This is a genomic window from Roseivirga sp. AWQ4_251 (assembly GCF_056158225.1).
On the sequence record NZ_JBSWSW010000002.1, the window covers coordinates 2011133 to 2030403 of the forward strand.

At 35.7% G+C, this 19271-nt stretch carries 14 protein-coding genes; 1 reads left to right on the top strand and 13 read right to left on the bottom strand.

Going from position 1 to position 19271, the window contains the following annotated elements; all coding sequences use genetic code 11:
• Nucleotides 1–247 precede the first annotated feature (247 nt).
• The 10 genes from ACXACJ_RS22755 to ACXACJ_RS22800 all read right to left on the bottom strand — a co-directional run bounded on the left by ACXACJ_RS22755 (nucleotide 248) and on the right by ACXACJ_RS22800 (nucleotide 14766).
• The gene (locus ACXACJ_RS22755) at nucleotides 248–2203 is read right to left on the bottom strand and encodes an AAA family ATPase (protein WP_475136740.1); all 1956 of its coding nucleotides are present in this window, start codon (nucleotides 2201–2203) and stop codon (nucleotides 248–250) included.
• A gap of 3 nt (nucleotides 2204–2206) precedes the next feature.
• On the bottom strand, nucleotides 2207–5584 hold the full coding sequence (locus ACXACJ_RS22760) for an Eco57I restriction-modification methylase domain-containing protein (RefSeq protein WP_475136741.1): 3378 nt from the start codon (nucleotides 5582–5584) through the stop codon (nucleotides 2207–2209).
• A gap of 5 nt (nucleotides 5585–5589) precedes the next feature.
• On the bottom strand, nucleotides 5590–6381 hold the full coding sequence (locus ACXACJ_RS22765; protein ID WP_475136742.1) for a hypothetical protein: 792 nt from the start codon (nucleotides 6379–6381) through the stop codon (nucleotides 5590–5592).
• Complete coding sequence (locus tag ACXACJ_RS22770) at nucleotides 6293–8914, bottom strand: helicase-related protein (protein WP_475136743.1); 2622 nt, start codon at nucleotides 8912–8914, stop codon at nucleotides 6293–6295. The genes ACXACJ_RS22765 and ACXACJ_RS22770 overlap by 89 nt, the downstream gene beginning before the upstream one ends.
• Entirely contained in the window at nucleotides 8911–9189 is a 279-nt protein-coding gene (locus ACXACJ_RS22775; protein WP_475136744.1) for a helix-turn-helix domain-containing protein, read from the bottom strand. Before ACXACJ_RS22775 ends, ACXACJ_RS22770 begins: the two co-directional genes overlap by 4 nt.
• A 313-nt stretch (nucleotides 9190–9502) precedes the next feature.
• Complete coding sequence (locus ACXACJ_RS22780) at nucleotides 9503–10141, bottom strand: CPBP family intramembrane glutamic endopeptidase (RefSeq protein WP_475136745.1); 639 nt, start codon at nucleotides 10139–10141, stop codon at nucleotides 9503–9505.
• A gap of 291 nt (nucleotides 10142–10432) precedes the next feature.
• A complete protein-coding gene (locus ACXACJ_RS22785) occupies nucleotides 10433–10609 on the bottom strand; it encodes a hypothetical protein (protein ID WP_475136746.1) in 177 nt (58 codons plus the stop codon).
• A 219-nt stretch (nucleotides 10610–10828) separates the two neighbouring features.
• Nucleotides 10829–11851 (bottom strand): hypothetical protein, encoded by a 1023-nt coding sequence (locus ACXACJ_RS22790; protein ID WP_475136747.1) that lies wholly within the window; start codon nucleotides 11849–11851, stop codon nucleotides 10829–10831.
• 273 nt (nucleotides 11852–12124) lie between these two features.
• Nucleotides 12125–13807 (bottom strand): AlwI family type II restriction endonuclease, encoded by a 1683-nt coding sequence (locus ACXACJ_RS22795; RefSeq protein ID WP_475136748.1) that lies wholly within the window; start codon nucleotides 13805–13807, stop codon nucleotides 12125–12127.
• A gap of 2 nt (nucleotides 13808–13809) precedes the next feature.
• On the bottom strand, nucleotides 13810–14766 hold the full coding sequence (locus ACXACJ_RS22800; RefSeq protein WP_475136749.1) for a DNA-methyltransferase: 957 nt from the start codon (nucleotides 14764–14766) through the stop codon (nucleotides 13810–13812).
• A 481-nt stretch (nucleotides 14767–15247) separates the two neighbouring features.
• Between ACXACJ_RS22800 and ACXACJ_RS22805 the strand changes: the two genes are divergently transcribed.
• Nucleotides 15248–16711, top strand: coding sequence for an N-6 DNA methylase (locus tag ACXACJ_RS22805; RefSeq protein WP_475136750.1), 1464 nt, complete (start codon nucleotides 15248–15250; stop codon nucleotides 16709–16711).
• A gap of 1 nt (nucleotide 16712) precedes the next feature.
• Here ACXACJ_RS22805 and ACXACJ_RS22810 read toward each other — a convergent pair whose 3' ends face one another.
• The 3 genes from ACXACJ_RS22810 to ACXACJ_RS22820 form a co-directional block, all read right to left on the bottom strand.
• Nucleotides 16713–17441 (bottom strand): hypothetical protein, encoded by a 729-nt coding sequence (locus ACXACJ_RS22810; protein ID WP_475136751.1) that lies wholly within the window; start codon nucleotides 17439–17441, stop codon nucleotides 16713–16715.
• Nucleotides 17431–17652 carry a helix-turn-helix domain-containing protein gene (locus tag ACXACJ_RS22815; protein WP_475136752.1) on the bottom strand — a complete coding sequence of 74 codons (222 nt, stop codon included), beginning with the start codon at nucleotides 17650–17652 and terminating at the stop codon, nucleotides 17431–17433. The genes ACXACJ_RS22810 and ACXACJ_RS22815 overlap by 11 nt, the downstream gene beginning before the upstream one ends.
• A gap of 815 nt (nucleotides 17653–18467) precedes the next feature.
• On the bottom strand, nucleotides 18468–19271 hold the full coding sequence (locus ACXACJ_RS22820) for a hypothetical protein (protein WP_475136753.1): 804 nt from the start codon (nucleotides 19269–19271) through the stop codon (nucleotides 18468–18470).

Here is a 19271-nt window from a genome sequence, read left to right on the forward strand (position 1 = left end):
AATTTTTATTTTGTATTACCCACAACGTTCATGGCTAAAGCAAGCACGGTGAAAGTACCAGCTTAGCTGTCGGCCGAGTGGTGAAGTTTATTTAGTGTGATTAATTTCATTTTACCGTTTTAGCTTGCATGTTTTCTTAGCCTATGTTGTGCCCCGTTTTTTATTTTTTCTTTTCTGTCTGCGGTGGCGTGAAAGCTCTTTGCAACCGCACGAAGGAGGATTGCAATGTGCTTGAACTTGCGTTGGCTTATGCATTCAGTTTGTCGATTAGTTTCTGTCCGTCAATGTAGATTATGTCTTTCAAGTCCTTTGGGTTGTCGGCCTGCTTGGTTTTAGTGCCTATTTTAAACCTGATCATAGCATAAAGTCTCACCATTGTTCCTTCAGTATCTAGCACTTCGTCTGGTAAGTTTTGAGTTATGTTCTTTCTTGTTGTGAAGAAGCACTTCGGGTTATTAATAAGCCAAACGCCATTCAAGTCTTTGATTATTCGGAAATTTTCATGCAAGAAAAAAGTGTATTCCCAATCGTCTCCGGCTGTGTCTGTTTCTTTGAGTATTAGCGGATTTTGGTGGTCTGAGTCCGTTGGATAAACGACAACTTTCAGACTTTGGAGTTTTTCGATTAGTTCGATCGAACTGAGCAACTCCCTTTTGTAAATTGGTGTATCAATGTTATCATGAGACAATGGATTCATCAATAAATCCTTATGCTCTTTTAGCTTCTCAAATGGAGTGAAATCAACACCTATTTCATTGAAGTACTTTTTCAAATTGGCAATCATGTTCTCCAATTTCAATGGCTTTGTTCCTTCATCATCGTCTTCATGAGAATGGAGCGTCATGTTTTTCGGAAGGATATATGCTAACAGCCGTTCAGTCTCTTTTCTCAGATAATTGGCACAAGCTGGGTAATCGAAAGTCTTTAGATATTTCTTAGCTCTGTCTAAATGGTTCTGATTGACTGGAACAAATGGAATAGGGATACCTGCATCGTTTTCATCTTGATACATTTCTCTGAAAACCCAACCTGTTTTAAATCGGTCATTGATTCGGCTTCGGCATAGATTGAAAAACGCCTTGTCGTGCGTGAAAATGAGGATTTGATAAGTATCAGTGAAAGTTTGACTAAGTATTAAATCAAGCACTTTGTCACGGTGACTTATGTCTAAGCTAAGAAGCAGGTCATCCAAGATTAGTAACCGCGCAGAATTCGGAAGAATAGGTCTTCGCTCCAAGATCGCAAAGCGAATAGCTAGGGCAATGGCGGTTAAACGAGCTTCATTCAGAAATGTATGTGGCTTTGGTATTTGCTCTTCACCATTTTCGAAATGTCCGTGCCTGTACTGAATATGAAGCGGGATTTTAGGATTGTGGATTTTACCATCCTTCGCTCTGGTGCTTATGTTTTTGTTGTAATCGCACTCAATCGTGTCTGTCTTGAATGAGATCTTATATGGTTCATTAAAGTCGTTTTCGAGTATGCTATTCGCTCTATCAGCAATATCGGTTAGAAAGTCTTTAAGCAACTGTACAAAACGAGGAATTGTGGTGTTTTTAAATCGTTGGTATTCTTCCGTACCGACTCTTACCACATTGCCACTATATGGCAATTGATTAGGTGCGTCACAAATAAAATCCCACCATTGATTGGCATAGGTGTTCGTTGAAGTAATTCCATCATGCTGGTAGTAGCCAACCTCAAAATTGACAAACATCAAAACCTCCTTTACGAAGAGCGGGAAAAGGTCAATAGGTTCAGAGTTTCTAAAATCGTAGAGTTTTGAGAGATACTTGTAATTGATAAAGTCACTGCCTTCAATTGCCTTTTGCACGAACACATCCTGGAAGGTGTTTATGTTATAAGTGCCATCGGTATTCCTTTTGAGTTCCTTTATCGTTCCTCCGCTTGGAGAAGTGAACTCAATAATAATTCCTGATTCGTCATTGTCTGCGGCAAATCGGTTTCTGAGGTTCTGAGGATCTGTAGGATTAAAGTACTTCTCGATTTTCGAGCGTTCATCCTTTAGGCAGCTTTGCAGAAAAGTATAGAGTGCCCAATAGATTGAACTTTTACCACTACCATTTTCACCGTAAAGCAACAGGTTCTCTCCATTGAGCGTTAGCTTGTTCTGTGGGTAATCGTTTTCATTGCCGTAGAAAAACTTGAAGTTGCGCAGTGTGATTGACTTGACTTTCTGCATGTCCTACACACTTAAAATTGGTAGCAATAAGTCTTTCAACTCAATTTTCATAAGCTTGATTTGATTACGCAATGGGTTTTCTTTTTTACGCAATTCATCATAAACCATTTTTATTCGTTCGATCTTTTCTTGCTCTCCTAGGCCCTCAAATGACACGAAAAGCTGTCGAGCATAGTTTTCTATAAGTATGCCTTTGGAACGAAATTCATTTGGAAAATAAAGCTCGAAAGTAAGGGCGTCCAGAATTTCTGAAAGTTCATCCAAGACTAGTTTCTTAGCTTCCGTAAACTCTTTAGAATTAGTTACATATGTCAAGTAGGAAACTGTGAGGGAAATCGTTGAATTATACCCTTGGATTAAGGGTAATTTCTTTATGTAGGTAGTTTTTACTTGACTGAAAGTTCGGCCACTATCCTCTTTAGAGATCTGTGGGTATAGGAATGCAAATAATTTCGAGTTCAATAGTCCCAGAAGATATTGCAAAATAGAGTCTTCTTGGTCTGTCGAGTTTTTGAGTACAATTAGGTGAATTGTTTTGTCGCAATAAAATTGGTTGTAATCGAGAGCCGCAATTATCCTGTCAGAAGTTTGTCTGTAAACAATCTTGGGTACCCTCTCAAGGAAATCAGGACTATACCTAAATGTATCATTAGGATCTAAATAAGTCTCGAAATTGTGTCTTAGAAAATTTGTTGGTTTTGTTGTTACCTGGTATTTTTCAATATCTCTTCCCTTAATATATGGAATGTCACGCGGGTGCTTTTGTTCACCACTATACAATACTCTTTTTCCAATGGAATTTCCCTTTCTGTCTTTTCCACCTCCTTTACTCCAATAATTGAACCCTACATCTTTTATATAACAATAGTCATCAAATGTAAATTCCTTTTCATGCAACAGTCTGTCTACAAGTGGGTGATTAGGGATTAAGCCTTTGGGATTATCTTGTAGTATTTCTATAGGTTTAACAATTCTGTTCTCAAGTGATTCGTCAATCTCGACATAGTTCGCTTGGTATTTAGGTATATGATTTTTAATCAGTCTAGTTATACATACAAATACGGTAGGATCACGAAATACTTTTGAGTTTTTAAAATCAATGATTTCGAGCAATCGATTATTCGAAAATAGCTTTCGTAATTCCATGAAATAGTCACCGTTCAGGAATGTGTTGGGCGTGATATATGCCATGTTTCCATAAGGTCTGAGAAGTGCTATTCCTTTTTCAGAGAATGCTACATATAGATCATTGTTTCTTTTAAAGCTGTTGTACTGCGCCTCGAGTTCTTTTTTAAGTTTTACATCATACTCAATTTTGTAGGGAGGATTACCAATAACAATATCAAACCCTGGATTAGACAAAGAATGCGGATTCAATATTTCTGGAAAGTCAAGCTTCCAGTCAAAATGGTTAAAAGATTTATCGTTGTTTCTGAGCGCCTTTACCTTAAACAAAGTGCGTTTCCAACCCTCTGTATCAATAAATGAATCGATCTGCTTCTTTGAAGCTTGCCTCAGGGAATTCTTGTCTTGACTTGCACCTTTGGTTTCTATCATTAACTCAAGCTGTTTTGCAAGAATGTCAAGCTTGAGGTTTCTTATTTCAGCTGCCAATTTTGGCTTCGTCTTGTTGTCAGCTGTGAAAAAGGCTTTCTGTTTTTCAGAAATAGCCTGGAGTAGTTTCGTTTTCTCAGCGATTAAATCTTGCCCAAATAAGCCACCTGAAGTGTCATCGGTATTCCAATCTATTTCAATGATTTCATCTTCAAATTTGCTTACCAATGAATTGCCTACTACAATTTTGTAATCGAGGTTTGGCAGAGCTTTCGGCATGTCTTCGTCAACAATTAAACTCAGCCAAAAACGCAATCGGGCAATGTCAACAGCACCTTGTTCTATGTCAACCCCATAAATGGAATTTTGAATAATATGTTCCTTAACCGTTGCCGGACTCCAAACGGTGTAGCCAAGCTCAAAGGCAATACGTTCTTTCATGCCAAAGATCTCTTGAAGCAAGCCCATCGGGAATGCACCGGAACCAATTGCAGGATCGCAAATCTTTACAGCATCTAGTTTTTGGTCTATTACCTTTTTGTGCTCCTCGGTTAATTGGTTGTCTTTGCTTTTTACAAAAGCTTCAAGTTCCTTGCGTTCAACGGTTGGTAGTTGTGTGTGCAGGTATTCAATCAACGATTCCTGCGTCATGTAATGCACAATTTCTTTAGGCGTATAGAATGCGCCTTTGTCTTTGTTGTCTTCCAACAAGTTTTCGAAAATGTGACCAAGCATTTCAGGATCAACGGCTACGGTGTGTTCTTCAGGACTGTCTTCGTAAATGGTGAAATTGTATTGATCGAAGAAGTCAAACAACTCCGTAAACAAGTCAGAAGGGAAAGTGAGGAAGTCATATTTGTTCGATTCCTTTTCAAACAAACCACCGTTCAAGTAAGGAATCATAACGGTGCTTCCATCAGGCATTTCAAAAGCATCATTTGGCCTGGGGTTGTTTAAAGTTTCAAAAAACAATTTTGAAAGCCATATTGAATAAAAGGATTCATTGGCACCAAACTCTTTATAGAAATTGCTCATAAAGTTTTTATCCCCATCACCGTACTTACCATTTCTAACGCCTAACCAACCTTTCTTTTGAATGAAATAGAGAAAAACGATACGGCCGAGGAGTTTCTTTACGAAGTCGCGAATGGCTTTTTCGTTGCCATTGAATACTGATTGCTTGAAATTGGAGCGAGTGAGGTAGTCCACAAAACCGAGGTAATGAATGTCTCGGTATTCGTCAAAGAAAGCCTTGGACATAGCTTCAACACCAAATGCTTCCTTGAGCGCTTCAACTGTTATTGCGTATTCGTGTCCTAAGGTGTAAAACCGCTCCAAAGCAGTGCGGTAGGTTTCGTCAGGTTCTCCAAAAACGTAAGTGTAGCGTTTAGGATTTGTTTCGGATTGAACCATTTCACCTTCTGTAAAGACAGCATCATGCGCGATAAAGGAGAAACGCCAAGAGCGGTTCTGTGGGTTTGCATATGCGAAATTCACCAGCACCGCATTGTTTCCAATGATTTGTTTTTTGATAAGAGAGGCTATCCCAACTCGGCTACGTTCCACTTGCTTGTGGTCATGCAGAATCACTTCATACAACTCAACCTTTCGCCCAATTTCATTTCGCGTAGTGAATTCGCCATATTTCACTGCGGACTTTGCGTATTGCGCTTCTGTATTGGTTAGCTCAATCTCCTGAGCACCATGCTCGTCATAGATTTCAAGGTTGTCCACCTTGCCCTGCACTGTTGGTAAAAGCACATTGTCAATAAACGATTGACGTTTGTATGGTGCTTTGAATATTTGGAGAAATAGTTCTTTGTTCATGAGATTTAGGCGAATGATTCGGAAATAACTATTTGTGGCTTGGCGAACATTTTTACATCGGCTGCCCTAAGTCCATTAGGCTGTTCGTTGTCTGAGAATTTGTATTCTTTCAGTACATCATTGTACAAGCGATCTACAAACACTTCGAGGTCGTTGATTCCTTCCTTTTTGTATTTCTTGAAAGCTTTGTCAATGTTAGTTGGAAGCTTGCGGTGTGAGCCTTTGTAGATTTCATCAATGGTTCTCTTCAAAATCTGCTTGTAAAACTTGTCATTGACTTGAGCGGCATAAGTCGGCAATACATTTAAAACTCGCTTTTCAATGGCTGAAAGCTGGGCCTTGGTGACTTTTTTATTCTCAGTGGTTTTAACCACGTTTTTAAAATGCGTGGTCGCTTTGTTCACTTGATCATGGTGAAAATCTGGAAGCGGCTTTATTGCTTCTTCCTTTGGTGAAGTTTTGAAAATCTTGGCAGCATCCACAAAGCTGAGTTCGTGAACGATTTCATTTTCATCCGTTCGATAAAATACGCCTGGGTGTCCTTCGCTTTTGACGTATGTAATAGAACTGTTCTTTACGAAGTACTCGGAATTGACATTCTCAATACTTCTCGCAAGCCTTGCTTTTTGAGGGATTTTTGAAATGAAATCAAAGTGTTTGGAGTTGTTCTTTTTAAAGTCTCGAAGTTCTTGAAGGAAGATCAAGGTTTCATTGACTTCTTCTTTGAGTTTGGAACCGTAAAGACCAGCCTCGCCAACTTCTTCCAATTGCGAATAAATCTGAGAAGTCTTCGCCAAATGCACTGTGAAAGGCTTGAAGCTTTTTAATGGCTGTATTGGTTAATTGGATTTGATTGTCTGACTTGTCAGAAGGGTAGAAGTTGAACACATTGATTTCTTCGGCTTCCGTTCCAATCCTGTTCACGCGCCCAATACGTTGCATCAATCGAGTTGAGTTCCAAGGCACGTCATAATTCACAATTACGTTAGATCGGTGCAGGTTAATACCTTCTGCAAGAACTTCAGTGGTGAATATGAAATCCAAGTCATTCAGCCAGGCGTCCTTCTCTTGATTCGCATCAAAATTCAAGCGTATGGTTTTCTCTTTTTCCTTCCGATTCACAGCGCTGATAGAAATGGTCTTTTTGAACCCTTCTTCATGGGTAGCCTTTTCTATATAATCAATTGTCTCCTTGGATTCAGAGAAAATCACGAGCTTACCTGAATGATTCTTTTTCTTGTTTAAGAAGTCAGATTTTAAATCAGCTAGAAATTTTTCAAGCTTAGGGTCATAATCAATTTTATTCCATTCATCAACGAGTTCTTTAACGAGTTCTCGGTCTTGCTTCAATAATGGGATAAACTCTTCTTTGAATTCAGAAGCTGAATAAACCTGATTATTACCGCCTCTCTCATTGATTTTAGCTTCTAGCCCTTCTTCATTTCCCTCATCCAAATACTTGTTTACATCAATGTCTGGCGCAACGTAAACTTTGTCATCCTCAAACATTCTAAGCATATGATCGGTATTCTTAAGAAACCTTCCAAGTGATTTTTTAAATGCATGGAAACTGCTTTCAAGTCTCTTTACAAGCAAAGTCTTCATGATAGCAGCAAGTCTTCCCGAAATTGATTCTACATCACCATAACGCTTTCTGTCTTCTTCATTCAATAGATACTCAATCGCTCGGTAACGGTAATAGCCAAGTCCACCAACTTCTTTTCCTTTTTCATCAAGGCCTGTTAGAAGTGTAACCGTTTTATCAAATAAGATTGACAACTGCTCATCAAATTCATACTTGACTTCATTGGGCGGATTTATGGTTGGGAATGTTATTCCTTGTTCCTCAATATCTTTTAGGTATTGGGGGTTGTTTTGAATGTCAGTTCGAGTCCTCCTAATTACAAGAGGTTCGACAACCTTATCTCTAATTTGATCGAATATGGCTTTGACCTTATTTGTATCTAAGACTTTTGCTTTTTTGAGTTTGTCGTATTCGTCTTTTAAGGGTGTAAAGAAGTGCTGTAAGTCTTTGACAGTTGGAAGGCTTGAATTCCTTTTATCTTGAAATAGATAAACCTGATTTTCGATATCAGCAGGGTGGTTGTTTAATGGCGTTGCTGTAAGCAACATCACTTTCTTTTTCAAATCTCCGTTGGAGCCAGGAACTCTTCTATCAGTCTTGGTGATAGTTTGAAGCTTCTCATACATTTGAGAAGTGTCATTTCTGAATTTATGTGCTTCGTCAATGATTATTAAGTCATATTCGTCAGCATTTGGATAATCAAGTATTTCATTGTCGATTACCTTATGAAGACTACCTGTTGAAATGAACGAGCAATTATTCCAAATGTGGAAGTCCTTTATTGTTTTATGCCAATTGTCAGCAAGGGCAGGAGGATAGACAATTAATATCTTGGTATGATAGCCGTTTTCAAATACAAATTTCTTAGCAATAATTGAGGCAATGATCGTTTTACCAAGGCCTACAACGTCTGCAAGGAATACTCCATTGTAGCGCATCAATTTTTCAAAGCCCTCTATCGCTGCTTCCGCTTGGTATGTCAATCGTAAATAATTGTCAGGAAGTAGCAAATCAACGTTGGCAGGATCGTAATCAATCCGCTTACCGAAATACTCGATTAGAAGCTTAATGTAAAGCTCGAAAGGAGTGTATTCGTCATTTAGATATGTGACTTTTTTAAGTCCTTGAACATCAACTGGCAGAATGTCTACCGATTCATTCCACAGCCTTTCAAATTCATCCGAGGCAAACTTGATATCATCGAAGTTCCTGAGTTCTACATTGAATTCGTAGTTGGACTTCTCTGAAGATCCAAGTCCGTTGTTAGTGAAATTGGAAGAGCCAGTTATTACTGTCCCAGTGGAGTTCTCATTAAAATTTTCTGGTTTGAAAATGTAAATTTTTGCGTGTAGGTTCTTTTCAGGGTGTGCTTTGATTTTAATTTTCCCTGTAACTATGTCTTCAATGAATTTGAATACACCCTCTTCAGTTTCCTTATTGTAATCAGCGCCTTCAATGTCTTCCTTGAGTTTGGCTAGAAACGCATCGTTAGTTTCTTTTGGGTCTTTAATGTATTGCTGTCCGATTGCGTGGTACTTTTCAGCGAGTTGGTCAACATTAATCCCTACCAATATTCGAATGTTCTCAATGTTTTCCAAATAAGGTCTGAGCTTAAAGTACCCAGAAGAGCGGAAGTAGCCCACCAAGGCATCAAATGAATGAAGGTTAGGAACATTCTCAAGTACACCTTCAAATTTCTTGAGAAGGCTGTTGTCATCTCTATTTGTGAAAAAATGTGTACTCATAAGCCCTGTATCGCTGCTTCTAATCCTTGTTTTAAGTTTTTCAAGTCGCCAAATTGATTTTCAATTTGCTCTACAATGAATTTGATCTCGAGTTCCTTTAAATCAACATTTAAAGTCTCTGAGAAAGTTGGCAACATTTCTTTTGTTGCTGTCCGTTCATTGCGTTCTATTTTGCTGAGAATCGAGGTGTCAATATCAAGTTCAGCAGCAACTTTCCTTAGAGGTAGTCCAAGTTCCTCTCGTTTGTTTCTAAGGTATCCTCCAAAAGAATTCATCTTGTCTAGTTTGTTTGGACGGTTATTTCAAATCTAAACAAGTTTTTATGTCTTCGTTCGAGCGTGGGCAAAAAAAATAGGCTCTTTTGGTTTTGCGAAGCGTTAGCTTGTGTTTCGGGCAAAACCAAATGTGCCTATTTGCGCGTTGGCTTTTTTAAATGGGGCACAACGGTTTTGTGTATGAAAAGTAGTGGGTTTTTACGTACTAACTTTTCGGTTTATAACTGACGATAAATTTACATAACCAACTTTATATCTAGTACTTAAACCACTATTTTTTATATACGTTGTTGGCAAATCGTTTTTTATACCATTACCAGTTGCCTTTTTCATATAAATCCAAAAATGAAGCTGCTGATAAATTAAAAAAGTCAACCAAAAAGTGAGCTAATATAATCCATCTCAAGCTATTTGTTTTCTTATAAACCAATCCCCAAATTATTCCCATAATGAGTGTTGAAATGATTACTGTTATTCCACTATTCAATTCTGAGTTTACACCAAAAACAGCGTGATTAAGAGCAAAAACTAAACTTGTAAAAATTATGGCAATCCAATTCGACCAGTCTTTTGTATAGTCCAAAAGTAGTCCACGCCAATAATATTCTTCAAGCCAAGGATTAATTAAAGCTAATAAAATCCAAGGCAACCAAACTTGCCAAATTCCTAAAGTTTCGTAGTGCATTAAAAATAATGGAAGTGGAAGTATTCCTATGAATAAAGCTAAAATGTTCCAACCGAAAGAACCCTTTGATTTTTGCAACCATTTTTTTCTTGTTTCCTTTTTAGTATATCTTAAAATGAAAAAGAGAAAAAGACACCATTCAATTAAGATTATTGGTATAAAAGCCCATTTCCCAATAATATTTCCAAAAAGAAAAGCAATTCCAAAGTTAATTGCAATTATCAAAAAAGGTGACGCAAGAACTATTTGCTTTTTTGTCAAATTCATTTAGGCTTATTTCTATCAGAATGTTTAATGGGTTATGTTATCGTTACGGAAAAATCGTTAAAATTTTTTCGTGTTGGCAACTTGCCTTTGTCATATGTAATTTATTCTGATTTGATTATCTCTGTTTTCACATCCTCTTTGTTTCTTGCATCATTTACTCCCTCTTTAAACATAAAAAAAATAGCTGCCCCAACTATTAATCCAATGACATACCATAAGATAGACTTTTTAGACTTAAACATTTTGCTCATAATTTATTATTTATTTCCCTGTTTTTACTCAATTTTATTTTTATGCAACTCGCTTAATATATTTATCAAGATATATTGAAATCCAAATTAAAATTGCAGAACCAATAAATCCGTAATGATTAATTTTTGAAGGATTTTCAAAATAGAAGATGTTTAATAGTGAAGCAACTAATCCTGCAACTCCCATAATCATTAAAATTATTTTAACAAATTTCATAGTTTTTATCTTTTTAAAGGTTAATTAAATAATTGGTAGTCAATCAATCTGATTTGTTACACTTTTATTGAAAATATATAGCTTTTATTCAATACGACTAAATGTTTGCCAACGGTCTCGGCTATGAACAGTTGCGTGGGTTAGCACGGACTTTTGCAAGTACACGACAAGCTGAAAATTCCGAAGGAATTTTCAGGATAAGCCTGTAAAAGCAATTGTTTATAGCCATTGTTGTAAGGCGTTATTTACTCGGTCTTTAAATTCAATTTTCTTGTCAACGTGTAATGCTAAATTCTTATATTTTCGTTTAATTCCATATAGTCCAATCAACGTATTTTCTTTCTTTAATCTGATAACAACATTATGGCTTTCCAATTCTCCCAAAAATGATAGTTTCCGAGTTTCTTTGTTCAGTTTTATATCTTTTGATGAAATTTCAATGCTGTCAATGTTTGCTAAATTAATAGTCGTTTCGTTCATAATTCCATACCGAAGGAACAGTTTGTTGTTTTGAATTGATATTGGTCTTTTATACATTGATTTTAAAAAACCAAATAATTGAATTCCTGAATAAATGCTCAAAAAGGTCAAAATCCAAGCTGCAATGTTGCTCCATTTTGAGAGCAAAATATGTAATGTAACTGTTTCAATTGCAACAATAAATATTATGGCAACGAGCAAAGTTACTGTTCCGCTATCTTTGTGATAAGAAAACTCGTTTTTATTCAGTTTTCTTTTTTTCCAATTGATGAATCCATAATAAAATACTGCAATTTCGGTTACAACAGGAATGACCACACTTTTCGGAAGTATCTCATAGCAAGTGCTTTTTAATGTTGTGAAGAAGTCAAACGATTCGTTTTTATGTAACTTAAATCGTTTTACAGCCTTACTTACCTTATAAATTACAAAAGATACTATTGAAATTTCTACAACAGGAAATATCCAAGTCTTAAAAATGTCAAGATAGTATTGATTTTCGTTCGGAAGTATTATTGAACATATTACCATTCCGAGAATCAAAAAAGGAACGACTGTTGTTTTGGGAATGTTTGTTTTTCTGATTAACAAAAAATAGACAATAGGAACAGTCAGCAATAAGTCAAACGTAATTCCAGTCGACAAGATATTTGGATTTGTTGCAAAAACTGATGATTTGGCAATGAAAACCATTATTCCAATTAATGATAATGGTATTCCGAATATTATTAAATTTTTCTGAAGGTTAAATGTTCTGTTCATCGGTTTGTTTTTAATGCCTTACAACGGTTACGTGTATGGTGTCGTTTGGCGATTCGAAGCACGAATCTGTCAAACCGCTACAACGCTTATTAAATGTAACACCCTTAATATTAGCACTATACGCCAAATGCACTATACACGATGTTGTGTTTTCGTGCTTTATTCTCCGCAGTCTTTCCGTGTGTTGGGACAGCCATACTCTTTGACAAGTTTTGGTAGTGTGTCGGCTATTTTGAGCGACTTGGCAATGTGTATGGATGTGAAGGGGTGGAATCATGAAGCCCATTTTAATATTGAACTCTCAATTTGCTTATACCAGGTTTGTTCATCATCACAATTTTGATTTACATTCCATTGGTTTTCAAGCCAGTCCATCAGTATATTGGGATTATTAAACTTATTCTCAACACCAACTTTAATAAAATCGATGAATTGTTCAATTGATAGTGGTATTATCTTAGTCTTTCCTCCGTATAGACGGGTATTCATTCTATTTAAGTTGAAATAGTGAGCAAGTGTTCCTTCACTAATTTTTGGGGCTATAAACAAGCAGTACATTTCTTTACCTAATGCCTCTTTAGATTTTCCAAAATGTCTAGGAACAAACTCTCCTTCCATATTATACTGCGTATTTCCACTTGACATTGTAACCTCTGTAATAATTCCAAAGTCCTCAAATTCCGACTCTATATCAGGTTGATTCCCTGGCGCATAATTTAGTGGCATACCATCGATGTCCATTACAAAGTTGCCGTCAACTCTCTTCGCATAATTAAGCATTACTAAAGCTCTCCATACATTCCACTCTAAAAACAATGGTGCGTCAGGTACTTCCTTTTTCTTAATTTGCTCAAAAACCTCAAGGATATTAGGTAGCTCTTTATAATCTTTTAATTCTTTTTTCTTTTCTTCAATATTTTTTGATTTAATCGATAGTTTTAACTCATCAAGTAAATCTTTCAAGCTTTCGATATCAAGTTCTTTATCAAATTCCGTTACTCCTAGTTTTTCTATTTTATTTATAAGTAGCTCTCTATTGTCAGATAATAGAGGTAATGAAAAAGGGTCGAAAAGATATGTTTTAAATTCATTTTTAGATTTAAAGACATATGCATCTCTTGGAGTATTTTGAAGTAAGAAGTCAACCTCTTCAATTTTCTGAGGGGAAATTATTAAACGGAAAGTTCTCTTCTGGAATGTAACAAGTTCAGTTGCTCTTACATAACGAACAAATGCATCGGCATAATCCCTCATGTTTGCCGATTTGGTTTTCACAAATTTCTTAAATGAAGCATCAGAACTTTCCCTTGTTTTAAACTTCTTGTTTACAATTTCATCTTCAAAGATTTCATTTACCTCATTCTCAAAACAAGTATATACATAGGTTTTTCTACTCCCTTCAAAAAATTTAGCATTTTCTCTAAAAGCAGTTATTTTGTTTACAACAAAGTCAAATTTATTGACATTGGTCAATTGTGAGAAGAATAGAGCTATTTCAGTTTTCGATAGACTTCCAACTACTGAAATTAAGCGTATCAATTCCAAATAAGGTCTCACATTAAAATCAACTGTTTTTGATTGGGTGTGATAGGGAGAAGGTAATTGAAATTTCAATAATTGACGTGTAAAAGTCTCATCAAGCCTCTTTTCAGATAAAAGTAGTCCCCCTGCTTCTGTTAATTTTATTTCTGGTTCTAAGTCAACAAACCCAAATGCTTTGGGAGCTCTTGTTATTCTATCCCTTGCCGCTAAAGCAGGGTCTGAAGGAAATGTTTCTCCTTCATAGTACTCAGAATCAAATAATGTCTGGAAAAAATCCAATTGCACCTTTTCATTACCAGACCATTTTGTGCCAGAAAAATTCTCGCATAAAATTTTAATTTCTGGGATTATCTTTTCAATTGTTCTCGGTGAAGTAAAACCAAATAAGGCTTTAGTTTTTGTTAAGTTTGCCATAATTATTCCCAGAAAATATTCTCTTCAACACTCGAAGATTTGGGTTGTAAAATATCTTTTCCTTTCGCTAAAAACTTTGAAATTCTTTCTTGTGAAATTTCAATTGATTTTTCTGAAATATCACAACCAACAAATTTACAGTTGTTCTTTATAGCAGCAATTGCACTTGAAGCACTTCCTGTAAAAGGGTCGCATACAGTAAAATCTTTTTCTGAACTGGCATGAATCATTGCCTGAAACACTTCAACAGGTTTTTGTGTAGGGTATTTTGAATTATGAATTCTTTTAAAACGCCACACGTCTGGAAATTTCCTATTTCTTATTTTTCTTGTATTTCCGTTTGTTGCAAATATTATATATTCATGTCTTCTCCTAAAATAATGCCCCATTCCAATATTTACTTTATCCCATGTTATGAGGTTTTTAACTTCAAAATAGTTTCTGACTATATTACCTAAAGTTAGTAGCGAATAAGAATCAAACATTATATAAATATGACCAGTTGATTTTTTTAGTACTCTTTGGCATTCAGTTAAAAACAACGAATAGTTTTCTTCTGTGTCCTCAAACTCTCCAAACCATTTTCCATCTTCTGTTCCTTTATCCGAATATTTCCCAACAATACGCCCTTTTCCTAATTGCAATTTATTATTCATTCCAGAGTATGCAGGGTCAGTTGCAATAATATCAATACTATTAGAAGGAAGTTTTTTTAGAAAGGAAATGGCATCATCTTTATAAATCTTTACTCTCTGGTCCGGAGAAAAATATCCTAGATTTTGCCCATTCAAAGCTTTTTCTATTCTATTTTCCTGATTTTCAATAAACGATAAAACCGTTTGGTAATGTTTTTGGGAGATAGTACCATCGTTTAGAATATCAATACTTTGAGAGTTTAAATATTCAACAAGTGGTTCTCTACCAACTTTATAATCGTTTATTATTTCATCTATAATCATATATTCAATCCTTTAACTTGCAAAGATACAATTTTCATTTCTGCATTTTGTCTCGTGCGGTGGAAAAATTTGGCTCTTTTGCAAGCAGAAGCATCAGCTTGTGTGTTGGAGCTTGCAAATGTGCCAAATGTGCGTTGGCATTTATTATTCCATTCCGTCTTTTAATTGTCGCACGGTCTTTCTTTAGCATGAAACACAACGGTCTCGGGTATGAAACGTAGGGCATTTCGGAGCTGCATAACTGTCCACCTAGACAAAGCTTGCTAAGAAACCGAAATTTGCGGAAACCACTGTCCGCCCTATGTTTTATACCCATTGTTGTGCCCCGTTTTTTTCTTTTTTTTCGTCCGTTAAGGTAGCCATACTTATTGACAATTATTGGATTGTGTGCTGGGTGTGAGGGAATTGGCAATGTGTATGGCAGTTACTTGGAAGATTGAAAATTTGTGCCTATTTTCGCATACTATAATTAGCAAATAGAATGGGAAGGTTCGCAAAAACTGTTTTAGATGACCTTGGGTTAGATCGAAGGGAAAATGGGTATTACTCAACTCCAAAGTTTATTGCGTCATATTTAACAAAGGAACTTTTAGAACTCAATCCTACCGGAAAGTCAGTAATTGATCCTGCTGTTGGAAAAGAGGAGTTGCTTGCCGACTTTTTCAAACAGGGTCTTCAAATTGACAGCTTTGATATTGTCGAACATGAGAACTATAGATTCTCAAATTTTATCAATCAGGATTTCATTGAGTATTATATAGAACGAAAGGCGAATCAGTTTTTTGAATCTAGTATTACAACCGACCATGACTATTGGATAGCTAATCCACCATATAACTGCCATGAAATTGATTTCATAAAGATTAACAAGCCACGATTAAAGCAAGTTTTTAATGGAGTTGGTGTTCACAACATGTACTCAATTTTTTTAGCTGCAATGATTGATCTAGCCAAAGAGGGCGCAGTTATAGGAGTTATTATTTCAGATTCATTTCTTACCGCTACCATGCATTCTGGATTAAGGCAGAAAATATTGGAAAGTTGCTCGATACACCAATTGATATTGTGCCCCACAGACCTTTTTAGAGATCAAAAGGCTGATGTTAGGACGGCAATTTTGATTTTGCAAAAAGGCAAACAGTTTCAAACTAAAGTCAAGATTTCTAATAGACCAAGAAATGCGCAACACCTTGAGGAGATACTCGAAAATAGAATATTTAAAGCGGTTGAGCTAAAGTCAATTTTACTAAGTGAAAAAAAGAGTTCTAATCAGTTTATAATTGATGTTGATAATCAGATTCTTGAGCTTTTTGAAGAATCAAGGATAGGGGAGCTTTTTGACTGTGTAACAGGCATCTCAACTGGTAATGACAATAAGTATTTGTCGAAAGAAAAGAGAAATGGATTTACAGTACCTTTTTACAAGAATCCTGGAAGCCGAAAATTTAAAACTTCTCCAGACGCCTACATTATTGATCATTATTTAAAAGAAGATGAGGTCGTGAAGGATTTTATGGTTAGAAATAAGCGTCTTCTTGGAAAGAAAGGAATTACCTGCTCTTCGATGGGGTTGCCATTTAGTGCTTGTTATTTACCTGAAAATTCTACTTACGGTGTTAATCCAAATATTATTCTTCCCGAAAATGATTTATTTTGGATGCTTGCGTATTTGAACAGTTCTTTGGTTACATACCTTGTTCGTGGAGTGCTTATACGTTCGAATATGGTTACTTCTGGTTACATTTCTCAGCTTCCAGTGATACCATTCTCAGATTCAGAAAAAAAGGAACTGGAAAGTATTTCAAAAGATGTGATTCAAGATCAATTAGCAGTAAGAGATGCGATAGACAGAATTGACACTATTGTCTTCAAGGCAGCAAAACTTGATGAACTAGTCGCATCGAAAGCAAAAAATTTCTCAGAAAATTTATCTCAACAAGTTTAGGTTATTGGTCTTTGAATAAGTCACCTTGTTCGGTAACTTCTTGCCACCTTCCTTTTAGCTTTTTGTAGTATTTCCCTTCTGGCTCTTGAATTATATCACCTGTTTTAGCGTTCCGTTTGCTTCTTGCAAACTCCAACGCCTGTAGAAAAAGCTTATGAAAATCTTCGTTTGATCTTTTTTCTGCATCAGCAATATCTTTATAATATGCAGATTGCAAATTCCCATTGTTACTTGGATTGACATAAATATCCTTTAACCAAGCCACAGGAAAGACAGTGGCATGATCTATTTCTATAGTCATATCATCATTGAATTTGATGAAGAAAGTACCAATGAAGAAATTTCTGTTCACATCTTGTGCAAAAAAGGCTTCCAGTCCGTCACCTTTTGAAATGTCATCTTTATTTTTTTGACCGTCTAATACGGCTGATTTGATGTTGACATAAATGGATTTGTCTACATCTTTGAGCTTACATTCAAAATCATGAACGGAAACTTCAGAATCCGATGGAATTATTTCACTAAGTCCTAATTCAGCAAAATTTTTCTCAAGATTTTGGGTAATTAATTCTTCCAAAATTCTCCATACTGTTCGACCTTTAGCGGCATTTCTCCATCCATAAGGAAATTGCTCCTTTTCGCCTATTTGAACTTTATTGATTTTAGCTACTAGCAAGTCAAAACTTGCTTGAAGACCTTTTTGTAATTCTTCTATTTGTTCAATTGTCATCGAATAAATCTTTTATGCTTACTTCTAAAGCATTAGCAATTTTTTCGATATTCAGAAGTGTAATGTTTTTTTCAGCCCGCTCTATCATACCTATATACGTTCTGTGCAGATCCGCTCTATGAGCGAGCTCTTCTTGTGAAATGTCTTTTTGTTTTCTTAACTGTCTGACACGTTCACCAAATCTTTTTAGTATTTCTGAATCTGAAATCACTGCTAATTTTAGTATGCACAAAGCTATCTTTAGTCTTCATTTTATACCACATACTATAATTAGCATTCAGGTCGTGTGGGTGGAAGAAAGCAATGTGTGCGATAGCACTCTTTGCTTGCGTGTTGGCTTTTTTAAATGGGGCACAACGACCCGGCTATGCGTAGTGCGGGATTTTAAGGCACTTCACTTTCCGTTTAGCAGTTAGTTTGTTTAATGTAATTACTTTCATATCAGCACTTTCTCCCGCATTACGTATAGCCATTGTTGGGCAATCGTACTTTCTTTTTTCTGTCCGTGCGTTGGCTCAGACACACTTATTGACAAGCTTTGGCTCGTGCGGTTGGCTTGAGCGGCTTGGCAATGTGTGTGGCTGTATGTCAGGGTATTATTCATTTCTTGGTAATACAAAAATTCTAAAAAAGTCATTTGATATTTTCAAGAAGCAATACACTGAACCTGTTATTATTGGAAGTACCAAGTAGCTTTTGTAAACACTCAATGTCCATTCGTTAAGAGAAAATTGATAGCTGTCACGAAGTATTAAAAGTGCCACTATGGATATAATTTCGAAATATATTGAATATGAAAAATAGGATTTTAATCGGTGCAACTCAGTTCTGTAGACTTTATTCTTATTGTCATATAAAACCTTTAAAATACGTGAATTGAACAAAATGGATAAGGCGGTTATTTGAAACCCAATCAAAATAGACAGAAACGTAATTAGTTCAGAGAATTGGCTATAATTTTTAGGCATAATTAAATATCCAATAGGAACCGATACTAGCAAAAGTAAAATCAATATTTTCTTGTCTTTACTTTTCATCTTTTTCCACTTTATCCATTATCGTTGACTTAATCATATCGTGTTCATAAACTCCTTCTGAATTTTTTGAGCAGAGTATATTTATTTGACTGGTGAAAGTGTCAACATTGTAAATAGTTTCTAAGCCACTTTCATCAACACCTGCAATTACAAGTTTGTCAATTTGCTGTTCTAATCTGGATTGATTTAAACGTCTTAAAAATCCTGCGATTTTTCCTTTATTATAAGATGCTTCCAAGGTAAAGCTTTCAGGTGCAGATGTTCCTGTTAAGTCCTCAATAGCTTTAAATTCTTTGCTATCTGCATTGAATAAATTATTAAACCCTGTGAATCTTATCTTATTCACGCTCTTTATAATTTCGATAAACTCATCAAAATTGACTAACAATCTCTTTACTAAAAATTTATTTTCAGATTTGTCTGAAAGTATCTTGCTCATTAATTTTATGTGTCGTGAGTTTGAGAGATAAAGAAGTTTTGATGAAAAGCTATAAAATAGAAAGGACTGATTTGTTAATTCTACTTGGGTAGTTTTCCTTTTATTTTTCTCTTCCTTAAATGTGGTAACATCAACCCAATTATCTCTATGTGGCTCAGGTTTACCATATTCCGCAACCAACCAAAAATAGTTGTCAGTTAATTCTGTATAAACCTTATAAAAAGTACCGCTTTCACTATATTCAAATTCTTCAGGAATTTTTACGAATGCTTCTTTTTCGGCTTCATTATAGCGAATAGCATTGGTGTCGGATTCCCAAATTAATTGCAAAGTTGAAAACGATAATTTCTCCAT

Excerpts from the sequence above, each read along its gene's own strand:
- ACXACJ_RS22800 (WP_475136749.1), bottom strand. The coding sequence starts at position 14,766 with ATGATTATAGATGAAATAATAAACGATTATAAAGTTGGTAGAGAACCA.
- ACXACJ_RS22810 (WP_475136751.1), bottom strand. The coding sequence starts at position 17,441 with ATGACAATTGAACAAATAGAAGAATTACAAAAAGGTCTTCAAGCAAGT.
- ACXACJ_RS22820 (WP_475136753.1), bottom strand. The coding sequence starts at position 19,271 with ATGGAGAAATTATCGTTTTCAACTTTGCAATTAATTTGGGAATCCGAC.
- ACXACJ_RS22770 (WP_475136743.1), bottom strand. The coding sequence starts at position 8,914 with ATGAGTACACATTTTTTCACAAATAGAGATGACAACAGCCTTCTCAAG.
- ACXACJ_RS22775 (WP_475136744.1), bottom strand. The coding sequence starts at position 9,189 with ATGAATTCTTTTGGAGGATACCTTAGAAACAAACGAGAGGAACTTGGA.
- ACXACJ_RS22785 (WP_475136746.1), bottom strand. The coding sequence starts at position 10,609 with ATGAAATTTGTTAAAATAATTTTAATGATTATGGGAGTTGCAGGATTA.
- ACXACJ_RS22795 (WP_475136748.1), bottom strand. The coding sequence starts at position 13,807 with ATGGCAAACTTAACAAAAACTAAAGCCTTATTTGGTTTTACTTCACCG.
- ACXACJ_RS22760 (WP_475136741.1), bottom strand. The coding sequence starts at position 5,584 with ATGAACAAAGAACTATTTCTCCAAATATTCAAAGCACCATACAAACGT.
- ACXACJ_RS22755 (WP_475136740.1), bottom strand. The coding sequence starts at position 2,203 with ATGCAGAAAGTCAAGTCAATCACACTGCGCAACTTCAAGTTTTTCTAC.
- ACXACJ_RS22790 (WP_475136747.1), bottom strand. The coding sequence starts at position 11,851 with ATGAACAGAACATTTAACCTTCAGAAAAATTTAATAATATTCGGAATA.
- ACXACJ_RS22805 (WP_475136750.1), top strand. The coding sequence starts at position 15,248 with ATGGGAAGGTTCGCAAAAACTGTTTTAGATGACCTTGGGTTAGATCGA.
- ACXACJ_RS22780 (WP_475136745.1), bottom strand. The coding sequence starts at position 10,141 with ATGAATTTGACAAAAAAGCAAATAGTTCTTGCGTCACCTTTTTTGATA.